Genomic DNA, 13027 nt, shown 5'->3' with positions numbered 1-13027 from the left:
CCCTGGTCAGCGTCGACTATTCTTCAGTCGCAACGGCGGTGCCGCGGCGGGCCTGAAGGGTCGAGTACTTGATGYCGCGCGCGGCAGCCACATCCTTCGGATGCATCTGGCTCTTCAGCGCGTCGAAGGTGGCGCGAACCATGTTGTAGGGGTTCGACGAACCCATCGACTTGGCGACCACGTCATGCATGCCGAGCGTCTCGAAGACGGCGCGCATCGGGCCGCCGGCGATGATGCCGGTACCCTGCTTGGCGGCGCGCAGCAGAACGCGTCCGGCGCCCCAGCGGCCCTCGACGTCGTGATGCAGCGTGCGGCCCGAACGCAGCGGCACGAAGATCATGTCGCGCTTGGCCGATTCGGTCGCCTTGCGGATCGCCTCCGGCACTTCGCGGGCCTTGCCGTGGCCGAAGCCGACGCGGCCCTTCTGGTCGCCGACGACGACGAGCGCGGCAAAGCCGAAGCGACGGCCGCCCTTCACCACCTTGGCGACGCGGTTGATGTGGACGAGCTTGTCCACGAAGCCGTCGTCGCGCTCTTCGCGCTCACGCTCGCGGCCGCGGCCGCCTTCCCTACGTTCCTGTGCCATATCCTAGTCCTTGTTCTTTTCCGGAAGCACGGTTGCTGAATTGCCGGCGCCTCTTATTGGATGCCGGCGGTTAAAAATTAGAAGCTGAGCCCACCCTCGCGGGCAGCCTCGGCCAGCGCCTTGACGCGGCCGTGATAGATGTACGGGCCACGGTCGAAGACGACTTCCTTGACCCCGGCCTTGGCGGCGCGCTCGGCGATCAGCTTGCCGACGGCGGCGGCCGCAGCGGTGTCTGCGCCGGTCTTGAGCGAGCCCTTGAGATCCTTCTCAAGCGTCGATGCCGCGGCCAGCGTGTGGCCCTTGGCGTCGTCGATCACCTGGACGTAAATGTTCTTCGACGTGCGGTGCACCGAAAGCCGCGGACGATCGCCGGCGACCTTCTTGATCTGGCGGCGGATGCGCTGCGCGCGGCGCTGGATGGATTCTTTCGAGCTGCCCATAATGTCAATTCCTTGCCTTCAGAAAACGGGGGCAACCCTGTGCGGTAGGCCAAGCCTCCCGCGGCCGCTCCCCGCGGCGTTACACTTCTCTGGCGTGGCCTTTTCCGAAAAGTCTGCAACTTTTCGGGGCCAAGCCGATTACTTCTTCTTGCCTTCCTTGCGCACGATGCGCTCGTCGGCGTAGCGCACGCCCTTGCCCTTGTAGGGCTCCGGACCGCGATATTCGCGGATCTCGGCGGCGACCTGGCCGACCTGCTGCTTGTCGATACCCGATACCGTGATTTCGGTCGGCTTCGGCACCGCGATCGTGAYGCCCTGCGGCGTCTCATAGATCACGTCGTGGCTGAAGCCGAGCGCCAGCTGCAGATTCTTGCCCTGCATGGCTGCACGATAGCCGACGCCGGTGATCTCGAGCTTCTTCTCGAAGCCATCCTTGACGCCCTGCAGGATGTTGACGATCTGGGTGCGCGACATRCCCCACTTGGCGCGGGCGGTCTTGGTCTGATCGCGCGGCTGGACGGAGATCTCGTTGTTCTCCATCTTGACCAGCACTTCGTCGTTCACCACGAATTTCAGCTCGCCCTTCGGGCCCTTCGCCGTCACGGTCTGGYCGTTGACGGTCGCGGTCACGCCCTGGGGCAGCGAAACGGGTTTCTTTCCGATACGAGACATTTTGTTGTCCTCGTCACTTCTTTCGTTTCAGGTTCCAGTTCCCGGGCGCGATCCCGAGAACCGAAGCCCATTCATCAATCTCGCGCCGGATCAGAAGATCTGGCAGAGGATCTCGCCGCCGACGTTCTGCTCGCGGGCTTCGTGATCGGCCATGACGCCCTTCGGCGTCGAAAGAATCGCGATGCCGAGGCCGTTGGCTACATGCGGGATCGACTTGGCCGAGACATAGACGCGGCGGCCGGGCTTCGAGATGCGCTCGATGTCGCGCACGACCGGAGCGCCGTCGAAATACTTCAGCTCGATCTCGATTTCCGACTTGCCGTTGCCGAAGTCGGTCTGGCTGTAGTCGCGGATATAGCCTTCCGCCTTCAGCACGTCGAGAACACGGGCACGCAGACGCGAGGCCGGGGTCGAGACGCTCGACTTCTTGCGGCCATAGGCGTTGCGGATGCGGGTCAGCATATCGCCGAGAGGATCGCTCAATGACATCTAAATGCCCTCCTTACCAGCTCGACTTGACCAGGCCCGGGATCTGGCCGTTGTTGCCCAGATCGCGAAGCGCGATACGCGAAAGCTTCAGCTTGCGATAGTAGGCGCGCGGACGGCCGGTGACTTCGCAACGGTTGCGGATACGGATCTTGGCCGAGTTGCGCGGCAGCGCCGAAAGCTTCAACTGGGCGCGGAAACGCTCTTCCATCGGCTTGGACTGATCCATGACGATGTCCTTGAGCGCCTTGCGCTTGGCGGCGTACTGGCCGGCAAGCTTACGGCGCCGGTTGTTCTTCTCGACTGAGCTGGTCTTTGCCATTTCAGATTTTTCCTTTTTCGCTGCCGTTACTGGCGGAAGGGGAAGTTGAAGGCCTTGAGCAGCGCCCTGGCCTCGTCGTCCGTCTTCGCCGTCGTACAAACGATGACGTCCATGCCCCAGACCTGATCAACCTTGTCGTAGTTGATCTCCGGGAACACGATGTGTTCCTTGATTCCCATGGCGTAGTTGCCACGGCCGTCAAAGCTCTTCGGGTTCAGCCCGCGGAAGTCGCGGACGCGGGGCAGCGCGATGTTCACGAGGCGGTCGAGGAACTCGTACATGCGTTCCTTGCGCAGCGTGACCTTGGCGCCGATCGGCATGTTCTCGCGCACCTTGAAGCCCGCGATCGACTTGCGCGAGCGGGTGACGACGGCCTTCTGGCCGGCAATCAGCGCGAGATCCTCGGCCGCGACCGAGGGCTTCTTGGAGTCTGCGGTCGCCTCGCCGACGCCCATGTTCAGCACGATCTTGTCGATGCGCGGAACCTGCATGTCGTTCTCGTAGCCGAACTGCTCCTGCAGCGCCTTGCGGATGGTCTCGTTGTAGACCTTCTTGAGGCGCGGCTCATTCTTGGCAGCCGCCTGCTTGGTTTCAGCCTTAGCCATTGATGACTTCTCCCGAACGCTTGGCGACGCGCACCTTCTTGCCGTCCTTCTGGATGGCGAAGCCGACGCGGGTCGGCTTACCGTCCTTGGGGTCGGCCAGCGCGATGTTCGACAGGTGGATCGGCGCTTCCTTGGTGATGATCCCGCCCTCTTGGGACTGGGTTTGCTTCTGGTGACGGCGAATGAGGTTTACGCCGCGAACGACCGCGGTGTCTTCCTTCGGCTGCACCGACAGGACTTCGCCCGAACGGCCCTTGTCCTTGCCGGCAAGCACGACAACCTTGTCGCYTTTTTTGATCTTTTGCATTGGTCCGGCTCCTTACAGCACTTCAGGCGCGAGCGAGATGATCTTCATGTGGTTCTTGGCGCGAAGCTCGCGCGGAACCGGCCCGAAGATACGCGTGCCGATCGGCTCTTTCTTGTTGTCGACGAGAACGGCCGCGTTCTTGTCGAAACGGATCACGCTGCCGTCCGGACGGCGGATGTCCTTGGCCGTGYGAACCACGACCGCCTTCATCACATCGCCCTTCTTCACGCGGCCGCGCGGGATGGCTTCCTTGATCGACACAACGATGATGTCGCCGACGGAGGCATACTTCCGCTTCGAGCCGCCCAGCACCTTGATGCACATGACACGACGGGCGCCGGAATTGTCCGCGACGTCGAGGTTTGTTTGCATCTGAATCATGACTGGCCGCCTTCTTCTTTTCTAACGGGACGGGTTCAACACCCCTCCCCGGTCTGTCCAAAATTCGTTTCGTTCGCCCGGATCAAGCCTGATCCGCGGTGATGACGACCCAGCGCTTGTCCTTGGAGATCGGCTTCGATTCCTGGATGAACACCAGGTCGCCGACCTTGTGGGCGTTGTTCTCGTCATGCGCCTTGTACTTCTTGGTCAGGCGCACGGTCTTCTTCATCACGGGATGCGTGAAGCGCCGCTCGACCTTGACGACGACCGTCTTCTCGTTCTTGTCGCTGACGACGGTGCCCTGCAGGATGCGCTTTGGCATGGTTCTCGTCCTTAAGCCTTCTTGGCCGCGGCTTTTTCCGCGGCGATGGTCTTGATGYGCGCGATGTCCCTGCGGACCTGCTTCACGCGTGCGGTCTTTTCGAGCTGACCGGTGGCCTTCTGGAAGCGCAGGTTGAACTGCTCCTTCTTGAGGGCGGCCAGGTCGTCGGCCAGCTGATCCTGGGTCTTGGTCCGGATGTCTTCGGCTTTCATGATTCAGCCCGTCCTTATTCTGCGATGCGCTGCACGAAGCGCGTCTTGACCGAGAGCTTGGCGGCGCCGAGACGCAGCGCTTCACGCGCGGTCTCCTCGCTGACGCCGTCGATCTCGAACATGATGCGGCCGGGCTTCACGCGCGCCGCCCAATAGTCGACGCCGCCCTTGCCCTTACCCATACGCACTTCGGTCGGCTTCGAGGTGACCGGCAGATCCGGGAACACCCGGATCCAGACGCGGCCGGCGCGCTTCATCTCGCGGGTGATCGCGCGGCGGGCCGCCTCGATCTCGCGCGCGGTGACGCGGTTCGGCTCAAGCGCCTTCAGCCCGAAACCGCCGAAATCCAGGTTTGTGCCGCCCTTGGCGGTACCGTGGATACGGCCCTTGAACTGCTTGCGGAACTTTGTGCGCTTCGGCTGCAGCATCGTTCTAACTCCAAATTCTCAAATGTCTCAGGCGTTCTCGCGACGACGACCGCGCTCGCGCTCGCCGGCGGCACCTGCATGATCGCCTTCCGTGGCGCGACGTTCCGAGGCCATCGGGTCGTGCTCGAGGATCTCGCCCTTGAACACCCACACCTTGACGCCGCAGATGCCGTAAGCCGTGTTGGCCTCGGCAACGCCGTAGTCGACGTCGGCGCGCAGCGTGTGCAGCGGCACGCGGCCTTCGCGGTACCACTCCATGCGCGCGATTTCGGCGCCGCCGAGACGGCCGGAGCAGTTGATGCGGATGCCTTCGGCGCCGAGACGCATGGCCGATTGAACCGCGCGCTTCATGGCGCGGCGGAACGCGATGCGGCGCTCGAGCTGCTGCGCGATCGACTGGGCGATCAGCGTGGCGTCGATTTCCGGCTTGCGCACTTCAACGATGTTGAGGTGCGTCTCGGACTTCGTCATCTCCATCAGCTTCCTGCGAAGCTTCTCGATGTCGGCGCCCTTCTTGCCGATGATGAGGCCCGGACGGGCCGCATGGATGGTGACGCGGCACTTCTTGTGCGGACGCTCGATCACGACCTTGGAGATCGCTGCCTGCTTGAGCTCCTTCTCAAGATACTTACGGATCTTGATGTCCTCGTGCAGCAGCTGGCCGTACTCGCCGGTGTTCGCGAACCAACGCGAATCCCAGGTACGGTTGATGCCGAGACGCAGCCCGATCGGATTGACTTTCTGGCCCATTATGCGGCCTCCCCTGTTTCCTCGACTTCACGAACGACGATCGTGAGGTGCGAGAACGGCTTTTCGATACGGCTGGCGCGACCACGGCCACGAGCGTGGAACCGCTTCATGACGATCGACTTGCCGACATAGGCTTCCGACACGATCAGCGAGTCGACGTCGAGGTCGTGGTTGTTTTCCGCGTTGGCGATCGCCGACTCCAGCGTCTTCTTGACCGTGCCGGAAATCCGCTTGGCCGAGAATTCGAGGTCGGAAAGCGCTGTCGCGACCTTCTTGCCGCGGATCAGCGCGGCAACCAGGTTCAGCTTCTGCGGGCTGATACGGATCGTGCGCAGAACGGCGCGCGCCTCGTTGTCAGCAAGCCTGCGCGGAGCTTTGGCCTTGCCCATGATTACTTCCTCTTCGCCTTCTTATCCGCGCCGTGACCGTAGTAGGTCCGGGTCGGAGCGAATTCACCGAACTTGTGACCGACCATGTCCTCGTTCACGGAGACCGGGACATGCTTCTGGCCGTTGTAGACACCGAAGGTGAAGCCGACGAACTGCGGCAGGATGGTGGAGCGACGGCTCCACATCTTGATCACCTCATTGCGACCGCCTTCACGAACCTTGTCCACCTTCTTGAGAAGGTAGCCGTCGATGAAGGGGCCTTTCCAAATCGAACGAGTCACTTGGCGTTACCTCTTCTTAGCTCTTGCGCTGATGGCGCGAGCGCACGATGAACTTGTCGGTCGCCTTGTTGGACCGCGTCTTCTTGCCCTTGGTCGGCTTGCCCCAGGGCGAAACCGGATGACGGCCACCCGAGGTGCGGCCTTCACCACCGCCGTGCGGATGATCGACCGGGTTCATGGCCACGCCGCGATTGTGCGGGCGCTTGCCGCGCCACACCGTGCGGCCGGCCTTGCCGTCGTTGATGTTGCCGTGGTCGGGATTCGACACGGCGCCGACGGTGGCCATGCAGGAACCGTGCACGACGCGCTGCTCACCCGAGTTCAGGCGCAGGATCGCCATGCCCTGGTCGCGGCCGACGAGCTGGGCGTAACCGCCCGCCGAACGGGCGACCTGGCCGCCCTTGCCCGGCTTCAGCTCGATGTTGTGGACGATCGTGCCGACCGGCATCGAGGCCAGCGGCATCGCGTTGCCCGGCTTCACGTCGACGGCTTCGCCGGCCACGATCTTGTCGCCAGCGGCCAGGCGCTGCGGCGCCAGGATGTAGGACAGCTCGCCGTCGTCATACTTGATCAGCGCGATGAAAGCGGTGCGGTTCGGATCGTATTCGATACGCTCCACCGTGCCGACGACGTCGTACTTCTTACGCTTGAAGTCGATGATGCGGTACGAACGCTTGTGACCGCCGCCGATGAAGCGGGCCGTGATGCGGCCGTAGTTGTTGCGGCCGCCCGACTTGGTCAGGCCTTCGGTCAGGCCCTTGACGGGCTTGCCCTTGTAGAGGCCCGAGCGGTCGACGATGACCAGCTGGCGGGTGCTCGGCGTTACCGGGTTGAATTTCTTGAGTGCCATTGTCCTGTCCTCGCGGCCTTRCTCAGAGACCCGTCGCGACGTCGATCGACTGGCCGTCGGCCAGCGTCACAACCGCCTTCTTGACGTCGCCCTGGCGGCCAACCGTGCCGCGGAAGCGCTTGATCTTGCCCTTGCGGACGAGCGTGTTCACAGCCGTCACCTTGACGCCGAAGAGAGCCTCAACGGCGGCCTTGATTTCGGGCTTCGACGCCTTCTTGGCGACATTGAAGACGACCTGGTTCTGCTCGGAAGCCATGGTCGACTTTTCGGTGATCGCCGGCGAGACGATCACATCGTAGTGACGAAGGTCGGTCATTTGAAGCGCTCCTCGAGAGCCTCGACGGCGGCCTTGGAAAGGACCAGCGTGCCGCGGCGCAGAATGTCGTAGACGTTGATGCCCTGGATCGGCAGCACGTCGATGTTGGGAATGTTGGTCGCTGCCAGCTTGAAGTTCTGGTCGAGCTCGGCGCCGCCGATCACCAGGGCGTTGGTGAGCCCCAGCGTCGCGAGGCTCGCGGCAAGCGCCTTGGTCTTGGCCTCGGCCAGCTTCAGCTCGTCGACGATGATGAGCGAAGCGCTCTTGGCCTTGGCCGAGAGAGCATGCTTGAGGCCCAGCGCGCGCACTTTCTTCGGCAGCTCGTGCTCGTGGCTGCGCACGACCGGGCCGTGCGCCTTGCCGCCGCCGCGGAACTGCGGGGCGCGAGCCGAATGGTGACGGGCGCGGCCCGTACCCTTCTGCTTGTACATCTTGGCGCCGGTGCGGGCGATCTCCGAGCGGCCCTTGGACTTGTGCGTGCCCTGCTGCTTCTTGGCGAGCTGCCAGCGCACGACGCGCTGCAGGATGTCCTCGCGCGGATCAAGGCCGAAAATCTCCTCGGAGAGTTTCACCTTGCCGGCGTCCTTGCCGCCGAGCGTTGTGATCTTGAGGTCCATTATTCCGCTCCCTCTTTGGCCGGGGCATCGTTCTTGGCCGCACGGATCGCGGCGGGCTTCGGTGCGTTGGCCGGCAGCGCGACCTTCGCCGCGTCGCGGACCAGGATCCAGCCGCCCTTGACGCCGGGAACGGCGCCACGGATCAGGATCAGGCCGCGGTCGGCATCGGTCGAGACGACCTCGACATTCTGGGTGGTGACGCGAACGTCACCCATGTGGCCGGCCATCTTCTTGCCCTTGAACACCTTACCGGGGTCCTGGCGCTGGCCGGTCGAGCCGTGCGTGCGGTGCGAGACCGAGTTACCGTGCGAGGCGCGGCCACCACCCATGTTGTGCCGCTTGATCACGCCCTGGAAACCCTTGCCGGTCGAGGTGCCGGTCACGTCGACCTTCTGGCCGGCGACGAAATGCTCGACCGTGAGCTCGGCGCCGACGTCGATCATGTTCTCGGCGGAGACGCGAAACTCGGCGAGCTTCGCCTTCGGCTCGACGGAGGCGGCAGCGAAATGGCCGCGCATCGCCTTCGACGTGTTCTTCACCTTGGCGAGGCCAACGCCGAGCTGGACGGCGGTGTAGCCGTTCTTCTCCTGCGTGCGCTGCGCCACGACCTGGCAGTTCTCCATCTGGAGAACGGTAACGGGAACGTGTTCCCCGGCATCGTTGTAGATGCGGGTCATTCCCACCTTCTTTGCAATCACACCTGAACGCATCGGTTCAATTCCTTTAGAGTTCCCTGTCGGGGCTTGCGCCCCTCCACGCCTCTTGTTCCTTCAGAGTTCCGGGTCGCCCCGCCCTCTTGTTCCTTAGAGCTTGATCTCGACGTCGACGCCGGCGGCCAGATCGAGCTTCATCAGAGCATCGACCGTCTGCGGGGTCGGATCGACGATGTCGAGCAGCCGCTTGTGGGTGCGCATCTCGAACTGCTCGCGGCTCTTCTTGTCGACGTGCGGCGACCGGTTGACCGTGAACTTTTCGATCCGCGTCGGCAGCGGAATGGGGCCGCGGACGTTGGCGCCGGTGCGCTTGGCGGTCGACACGATTTCGCGCGTCGAGGCGTCGAGCACCCGGTGATCAAACGCCTTAAGGCGGATGCGGATATTCTGTCCGTTCATGCGTCAATTCCTTGTTCTGGCGCGGCGCGGGCAGCCCCCGCGCCCGCGACAGATCCGTTTCAGTCCGATTACTCTTTGATGGTGACGACGATGCCGGCGCCGACGGTGCGGCCGCCTTCACGGATGGCGAAGCGCAGCTTCTCTTCCATCGCGATCGGCACGATCAGTTCGACGTCGACGGTGATGTTGTCGCCAGGCATCACCATCTCGGTGCCGGCCGGCAGCGTCACGATGCCCGTCACGTCGGTGGTGCGGAAGTAGAACTGCGGACGGTAGTTGGTGAAGAACGGCGTGTGACGGCCACCCTCGTCCTTGGTCAGGATGTAGGCCTCGGCCGTGAACTTCTTGTGCGGCTTCACCGAGCCCGGCTTGGCCAGAACCTGGCCGCGCTCGACGCCGTCACGGTCGATGCCGCGCAGGAGCGCGCCGATGTTGTCGCCGGCCTGGCCCTGGTCGAGCAGCTTGCGGAACATCTCCACGCCCGTGCAGGTGGTCTTGGCGGTCGGACGGATGCCGACGATCTCCAGCTCCTCGCCGACCTTGACCACGCCGCGCTCGACGCGGCCGGTCACCACCGTGCCGCGGCCCGAGATCGAGAACACGTCCTCGATCGGCATCAGGAACGGCTTGTCCAGCGGACGCACCGGCGTCGGGATGTAGGCGTCGACCTGCGCCATCAGCTCGCGGATGGCGTCCTCGCCGATGGTCTTGTTGGAGTCCTCAAGCGCGGCCAGCGCCGAGCCCTTGACGATCGGGATCTCGTCGCCCGGGAACTCGTTCTTGGTCAGCAACTCGCGAACCTCGAGCTCGACCAGCTCCAGAAGCTCGGCGTCGTCGACCTGGTCGACCTTGTTCAAGAACACCACGATCGAGGGCACGCCGACCTGACGGGCCAAAAGGATGTGCTCGCGGGTCTGCGGCATCGGGCCGTCGGCGGCCGAAACCACCAGGATCGCGCCGTCCATCTGCGCGGCACCGGTGATCATGTTCTTCACATAGTCGGCGTGGCCGGGGCAGTCGACGTGGGCATAGTGACGGTTGGCCGTCTCATACTCGACATGCGCCGTCGAGATCGTGATGCCGCGCGCCTTCTCTTCCGGCGCCGCGTCGATCTGGTCATAGCGCTTGTATTCGCCAAAATACTTCGTGATCGCCGCCGTCAGCGACGTCTTGCCATGATCGACGTGACCGATCGTGCCAATGTTCACATGCGGCTTGGTGCGCTCGAATTTACCTTTTGCCACTGTAGTTCTCCGTCTTTACTCATCCCGCTCGGGGAAATTGATGTTTGCTCCAGCCGACCCGGAAACGCGCAACAGGCGCGGTTCCGGTGGCACAGGCATTCTCACGCGTATTTCTTCTGGACTTCCTGGGCCACCGCCGTGGGGACCGGCTCGTAGTGGTCGAACTGCATCGTGTACTGGGCGCGGCCCTGCGACATCGAGCGCAGATTGTCGACGTACTTGAACATGTTGGCGAGCGGCACCATGGCGTTGATGACAACCGCCACGCCGCGCGCTTCCTGGCCCTGGATCTGGCCACGGCGGCCGTTGAGGTCGCCGATGACGCCGCCGACATAGTCTTCCGGCGTCACGACCTCGACCTTCATGATCGGCTCCAGCAGCTGGACGCCGAGCTTCGGAGCCGCTTCCTTGAAGCAGGCGCGGGAAGCGATTTCGAACGCCAGCACCGAGGAGTCGACATCGTGGAAGGCGCCGTCGATCAGCGTCGCCTTGACGCCGATCATCGGGAAGCCGGCGAACGGACCGGAGCCCATGACGCTCTGGATGCCCTTCTCGACGCCCGGGATGTACTCCTTCGGCACCGCGCCGCCGACGATCTTGGACTCGAACACGAACTCTTCGCTCTCGGTGTTCGGCTCGAACACCAGCTTGACGCGGGCGAACTGGCCGGTACCGCCGGTCTGCTTCTTGTGCGTGTAGTCCTGCTCGTGGGTGCGGGTGATCGTCTCGCGATAGGCCACCTGYGGCGCGCCGACATTGGCCTCCACCTTGAACTCGCGGCGCATGCGGTCGACGATGATGTCGAGATGCAGCTCGCCCATGCCGGCGATGATGGTCTGGCCGCTTTCCTCGTCGGTCTTGACGCGGAAGGACGGATCCTCAGCCGCCAGGCGATGTAGCGCGAGGCCCATCTTTTCCTGGTCGTTCTTGGTCTTCGGCTCGATGGCGATCTGGATGACCGGATCGGGGAACTCCATGCGCTCCAGGATGACCGGATGCAGCGGGTCGCAGAGCGTGTCGCCGGTGGTCGTGTCCTTGAGGCCGGCAAGCGCCACGATGTCGCCGGCAAAGGCTTCCTCGATGTCGGCGCGCGAGTTCGCATGCATCTGCAGCATGCGGCCGATGCGCTCCTTCTTGCCCTTCACGGTGTTGTCGAGAGACGCGCCCTTGGTGAGCTTGCCCGAGTAGATGCGGGCGAAGGTCAGCGAGCCGACGAACGGGTCGTTCATGATCTTGAACGCCAGCATCGACAGCGGCTCGTTGTCGTCGGCATGACGCTCGATCTCGGCATCCGTCTTGGCGTCCACGCCCTTGATGGCCGGCACGTCAATCGGCGACGGCAGGAAGTCCACCACGGCGTCGAGCAACGGCTGCACGCCCTTGTTCTTGAAGGCCGAGCCGCAGAACATCGGGAAGAACTTGACCGCGATGGTGCCCTTGCGGATCAGCGCGCGGATGGTGTCGTTGTCGGGCAGGTTGCCTTCGAGATAGGCGTTCATGGCGTCGTCGTCCATTTCGACGGCGGCCTCGATCAGCTTCTCGCGATACTGCTCGGCCTTCTCCTTGAGGTCGGCCGGAATCTCGACGACGTCCCAGGCAGCGCCGAGGGTCTCGTCGCGCCAGACAAGCGCCTTCATCTCGATGAGGTCGACGATGCCCTTGAACTCGGTCTCGGCGCCGATCGGCAACTGCATGACGACGGCCTGCGCGCCGAGGCGCGAACCGATCATGTCGACCGAGCGGTAGAAGTCGGCGCCGATCTTGTCCATCTTGTTGCAGAAGATCATGCGCGGCACGTGGTACTTGTCGGCCTGGCGCCACACGGTCTCGGTCTGCGGCTCGACGCCGGCGTTGGCATCGAGCAGCGCGATGGCGCCGTCGAGCACGCGCAGCGAACGCTCGACCTCGATGGTGAAGTCGACGTGTCCGGGGGTGTCGATGATGTTGAAGCGGCGCATCTTGCCGTCACGACCCTTCCAGAAGGTCGTGGTCGCGGCCGAGGTGATGGTGATGCCGCGTTCCTGCTCCTGCTCCATCCAGTCCATGGTGGCAGCGCCGTCATGGACTTCGCCGATCTTGTGCGACTTGCCCGTGTAGTACAGGACGCGCTCGGTCGTCGTCGTCTTGCCGGCGTCGATATGCGCCATGATACCGAAATTGCGGTAGTCTTCGATTTTGTATTCGCGGGCCATGGTAGGTGCCTCTCAGTCTCGTCCGCGCTTTACCAGCGGTAGTGCGCGAAGGCGCGGTTGGCTTCCGCCATCTTGTGGGTGTCTTCACGCTTCTTGACGGCCGTGCCGCGGTTGTTGGCCGCGTCCATCAGCTCGCCCGAGAGGCGGTCGATCATGGTGGTCTCGTTGCGATTGCGCGCAGCGGAGATCAGCCAGCGAATGGCCAGCGCCTGACGGCGCTCGGGACGCACATCGACCGGAACCTGGTAGGTGGCGCCGCCGACGCGACGCGAACGCACTTCCACATGCGGCGCGACATTGTCGAGCGCCTGATGGAAGACGGCGACCGGCTCCTGCTTGGTCTTGGCCTGGACCTGGTCCAGCGCGCCGTAGACGATGGTCTCGGCAACCGACTTCTTGCCGTCATACATGACGGCGTTCATGAACTTGGTGACGACCAGGTCGCCGAACTTGGGGTCCGGGTTGATCTCACGCTTTTCTGCACTGTGACGACGGGACATGGCTTTTGTCTCTCA

At 63.6% G+C, this 13027-nt stretch carries 22 protein-coding genes; all 22 read right to left on the bottom strand.

Annotation, left to right across the window (positions count from 1 at the left end):
• Positions 1-16: 16 nt before the first annotated feature.
• The 22 genes from rpsE to rpsG all read right to left on the bottom strand — a co-directional run bounded on the left by rpsE (position 17) and on the right by rpsG (position 13012).
• A complete protein-coding gene (rpsE, locus tag ORS3428_RS14725) occupies positions 17-586 on the bottom strand; it encodes a 30S ribosomal protein S5 (RefSeq protein ID WP_071098881.1) in 570 nt (189 codons plus the stop codon).
• 77 nt (positions 587-663) lie between these two features.
• A complete protein-coding gene (gene rplR / locus ORS3428_RS14720) occupies positions 664-1026 on the bottom strand; it encodes a 50S ribosomal protein L18 (RefSeq protein ID WP_071098879.1) in 363 nt (120 codons plus the stop codon).
• A gap of 138 nt (positions 1027-1164) precedes the next feature.
• A complete protein-coding gene (gene rplF / locus ORS3428_RS14715; protein ID WP_071098877.1) occupies positions 1165-1698 on the bottom strand; it encodes a 50S ribosomal protein L6 in 534 nt (177 codons plus the stop codon).
• Between the two features lie 90 nt (positions 1699-1788).
• Positions 1789-2187 (bottom strand): 30S ribosomal protein S8, encoded by a 399-nt coding sequence (gene rpsH / locus ORS3428_RS14710; RefSeq protein WP_071098875.1) that lies wholly within the window; start codon positions 2185-2187, stop codon positions 1789-1791.
• Between the two features lie 13 nt (positions 2188-2200).
• Complete coding sequence (gene rpsN / locus ORS3428_RS14705; RefSeq protein ID WP_059188495.1) at positions 2201-2506, bottom strand: 30S ribosomal protein S14; 306 nt, start codon at positions 2504-2506, stop codon at positions 2201-2203.
• Between the two features lie 26 nt (positions 2507-2532).
• The gene (rplE, locus tag ORS3428_RS14700; RefSeq protein ID WP_071098872.1) at positions 2533-3111 is read right to left on the bottom strand and encodes a 50S ribosomal protein L5; all 579 of its coding nucleotides are present in this window, start codon (positions 3109-3111) and stop codon (positions 2533-2535) included.
• Entirely contained in the window at positions 3104-3418 is a 315-nt protein-coding gene (gene rplX, locus ORS3428_RS14695) for a 50S ribosomal protein L24 (protein ID WP_071098870.1), read from the bottom strand. Before rplX ends, rplE begins: the two co-directional genes overlap by 8 nt.
• A 12-nt stretch (positions 3419-3430) precedes the next feature.
• On the bottom strand, positions 3431-3799 hold the full coding sequence (rplN, locus tag ORS3428_RS14690) for a 50S ribosomal protein L14 (RefSeq protein WP_071098868.1): 369 nt from the start codon (positions 3797-3799) through the stop codon (positions 3431-3433).
• 82 nt (positions 3800-3881) lie between these two features.
• Positions 3882-4121, bottom strand: coding sequence for a 30S ribosomal protein S17 (gene rpsQ, locus ORS3428_RS14685; protein WP_071098865.1), 240 nt, complete (start codon positions 4119-4121; stop codon positions 3882-3884).
• A gap of 11 nt (positions 4122-4132) precedes the next feature.
• A complete protein-coding gene (gene rpmC, locus ORS3428_RS14680) occupies positions 4133-4333 on the bottom strand; it encodes a 50S ribosomal protein L29 (protein WP_071098863.1) in 201 nt (66 codons plus the stop codon).
• A gap of 14 nt (positions 4334-4347) precedes the next feature.
• Complete coding sequence (gene rplP, locus ORS3428_RS14675) at positions 4348-4761, bottom strand: 50S ribosomal protein L16 (protein WP_040970378.1); 414 nt, start codon at positions 4759-4761, stop codon at positions 4348-4350.
• A 27-nt stretch (positions 4762-4788) separates the two neighbouring features.
• The gene (gene rpsC, locus ORS3428_RS14670; RefSeq protein ID WP_040970377.1) at positions 4789-5511 is read right to left on the bottom strand and encodes a 30S ribosomal protein S3; all 723 of its coding nucleotides are present in this window, start codon (positions 5509-5511) and stop codon (positions 4789-4791) included.
• The gene (gene rplV / locus ORS3428_RS14665; RefSeq protein ID WP_040970376.1) at positions 5511-5900 is read right to left on the bottom strand and encodes a 50S ribosomal protein L22; all 390 of its coding nucleotides are present in this window, start codon (positions 5898-5900) and stop codon (positions 5511-5513) included. Before rplV ends, rpsC begins: the two co-directional genes overlap by 1 nt.
• Before the next feature lie 2 nt (positions 5901-5902).
• Positions 5903-6181: a 30S ribosomal protein S19 gene (gene rpsS / locus ORS3428_RS14660; protein WP_006205463.1), complete on the bottom strand. Its 279-nt coding sequence runs from the start codon at positions 6179-6181 to the stop codon at positions 5903-5905.
• Positions 6182-6197: 16 nt separating this feature from the next.
• Positions 6198-7031, bottom strand: a complete 834-nt coding sequence (gene rplB / locus ORS3428_RS14655) for a 50S ribosomal protein L2 (protein WP_040970375.1) — start codon at positions 7029-7031, stop codon at positions 6198-6200.
• A 22-nt stretch (positions 7032-7053) separates the two neighbouring features.
• A complete protein-coding gene (locus ORS3428_RS14650; RefSeq protein ID WP_040983033.1) occupies positions 7054-7347 on the bottom strand; it encodes a 50S ribosomal protein L23 in 294 nt (97 codons plus the stop codon).
• On the bottom strand, positions 7344-7964 hold the full coding sequence (gene rplD, locus ORS3428_RS14645) for a 50S ribosomal protein L4 (RefSeq protein WP_071098862.1): 621 nt from the start codon (positions 7962-7964) through the stop codon (positions 7344-7346). Before rplD ends, ORS3428_RS14650 begins: the two co-directional genes overlap by 4 nt.
• Positions 7964-8674 carry a 50S ribosomal protein L3 gene (gene rplC / locus ORS3428_RS14640; RefSeq protein WP_071098860.1) on the bottom strand — a complete coding sequence of 237 codons (711 nt, stop codon included), beginning with the start codon at positions 8672-8674 and terminating at the stop codon, positions 7964-7966. The genes rplD and rplC overlap by 1 nt, the downstream gene beginning before the upstream one ends.
• Before the next feature lie 93 nt (positions 8675-8767).
• Positions 8768-9076, bottom strand: coding sequence for a 30S ribosomal protein S10 (gene rpsJ, locus ORS3428_RS14635; RefSeq protein WP_006205468.1), 309 nt, complete (start codon positions 9074-9076; stop codon positions 8768-8770).
• A gap of 68 nt (positions 9077-9144) precedes the next feature.
• The gene (tuf, locus tag ORS3428_RS14630) at positions 9145-10320 is read right to left on the bottom strand and encodes an elongation factor Tu (RefSeq protein WP_071098857.1); all 1176 of its coding nucleotides are present in this window, start codon (positions 10318-10320) and stop codon (positions 9145-9147) included.
• 101 nt (positions 10321-10421) lie between these two features.
• Entirely contained in the window at positions 10422-12512 is a 2091-nt protein-coding gene (gene fusA / locus ORS3428_RS14625) for an elongation factor G (protein WP_071098855.1), read from the bottom strand.
• 29 nt (positions 12513-12541) lie between these two features.
• On the bottom strand, positions 12542-13012 hold the full coding sequence (gene rpsG, locus ORS3428_RS14620) for a 30S ribosomal protein S7 (protein ID WP_040974137.1): 471 nt from the start codon (positions 13010-13012) through the stop codon (positions 12542-12544).
• Positions 13013-13027: the final 15 nt, after the last annotated feature.

Origin of the sequence: Mesorhizobium sp. ORS 3428, assembly GCF_001854785.1 — a bacterium.
Taxonomy (GTDB): domain Bacteria; phylum Pseudomonadota; class Alphaproteobacteria; order Rhizobiales; family Rhizobiaceae; genus Mesorhizobium.
This window is presented reverse-complemented; position numbering and strand designations above follow the sequence as displayed.

Bases quoted from the DNA above. Each gene is read 5' to 3' on its own strand.
- rplR (WP_071098879.1), bottom strand. From the start codon at position 1,026: ATGGGCAGCTCGAAAGAATCCATCCAGCGCCGCGCGCAGCGCATCCGC.
- rpsH (WP_071098875.1), bottom strand. From the start codon at position 2,187: ATGTCATTGAGCGATCCTCTCGGCGATATGCTGACCCGCATCCGCAAC.
- rpsN (WP_059188495.1), bottom strand. From the start codon at position 2,506: ATGGCAAAGACCAGCTCAGTCGAGAAGAACAACCGGCGCCGTAAGCTT.
- rplE (WP_071098872.1), bottom strand. From the start codon at position 3,111: ATGGCTAAGGCTGAAACCAAGCAGGCGGCTGCCAAGAATGAGCCGCGC.
- rpsQ (WP_071098865.1), bottom strand. From the start codon at position 4,121: ATGCCAAAGCGCATCCTGCAGGGCACCGTCGTCAGCGACAAGAACGAG.
- rplP (WP_040970378.1), bottom strand. From the start codon at position 4,761: ATGCTGCAGCCGAAGCGCACAAAGTTCCGCAAGCAGTTCAAGGGCCGT.
- rpsC (WP_040970377.1), bottom strand. From the start codon at position 5,511: ATGGGCCAGAAAGTCAATCCGATCGGGCTGCGTCTCGGCATCAACCGT.
- rplV (WP_040970376.1), bottom strand. From the start codon at position 5,900: ATGGGCAAGGCCAAAGCTCCGCGCAGGCTTGCTGACAACGAGGCGCGC.
- rplB (WP_040970375.1), bottom strand. From the start codon at position 7,031: ATGGCACTCAAGAAATTCAACCCGGTAACGCCGAGCACCCGCCAGCTG.
- ORS3428_RS14650 (WP_040983033.1), bottom strand. From the start codon at position 7,347: ATGACCGACCTTCGTCACTACGATGTGATCGTCTCGCCGGCGATCACC.
- rplD (WP_071098862.1), bottom strand. From the start codon at position 7,964: ATGGACCTCAAGATCACAACGCTCGGCGGCAAGGACGCCGGCAAGGTG.
- rplC (WP_071098860.1), bottom strand. From the start codon at position 8,674: ATGCGTTCAGGTGTGATTGCAAAGAAGGTGGGAATGACCCGCATCTAC.
- rpsJ (WP_006205468.1), bottom strand. From the start codon at position 9,076: ATGAACGGACAGAATATCCGCATCCGCCTTAAGGCGTTTGATCACCGG.
- rpsG (WP_040974137.1), bottom strand. From the start codon at position 13,012: ATGTCCCGTCGTCACAGTGCAGAAAAGCGTGAGATCAACCCGGACCCC.